Below are 400 nucleotides of genomic sequence, written 5' to 3'. Positions count from 1 at the left end.
CCCCACACGCGGGTTATGGGTGGCGCGCTTGCCGCGCTCCTGATATCTGCTTACCTCGTCAGTCATCTCGACTCCGCCCGCCACCCTCAACGACGCGGCCCACTGCTGCAGCGGCCCTGGATGCTGGTGCTACGAGTCGTGGTCAACCTCAGCTACCTCGCGGCCGCCCTCCTCGTCGCTACCGCGTGAGCGTGGCGCAATGCCGTGGTTGCTGCCGAAGCGTCACTGAGTAGTACGGCGACGGGCCGGGGCTCGACGACATTCCTCCAGCTTCGTCAGCACCCCATCACGGTCGGCTCGCGGAGCGTGCCAGTACGGGATCCCGTCACGGCACCCATCGACTGGCCCTCAGGCGGCGTCCGCTGGCCAGTCCACCGCTGTGTCTGACGGTGGGTGAGGA

At 67.8% G+C, this 400-nt stretch carries 1 protein-coding gene; it reads left to right on the top strand.

Going from position 1 to position 400, the window contains the following annotated elements; translation table 11 throughout:
* On the top strand, positions 1–189 hold a 189-nt coding region (locus RM812_RS42710), incomplete at its 5' end, for a hypothetical protein (RefSeq protein ID WP_311586499.1).
* Between the last annotated feature and the right edge of the window lie 211 nt (positions 190–400).

The sequence above is a fragment of the Streptomyces lancefieldiae genome, assembly GCF_031845825.1.
Classification (GTDB): Bacteria; Actinomycetota; Actinomycetes; order Streptomycetales; family Streptomycetaceae; genus Streptomyces; species Streptomyces lancefieldiae.
This window is presented reverse-complemented; position numbering and strand designations above follow the sequence as displayed.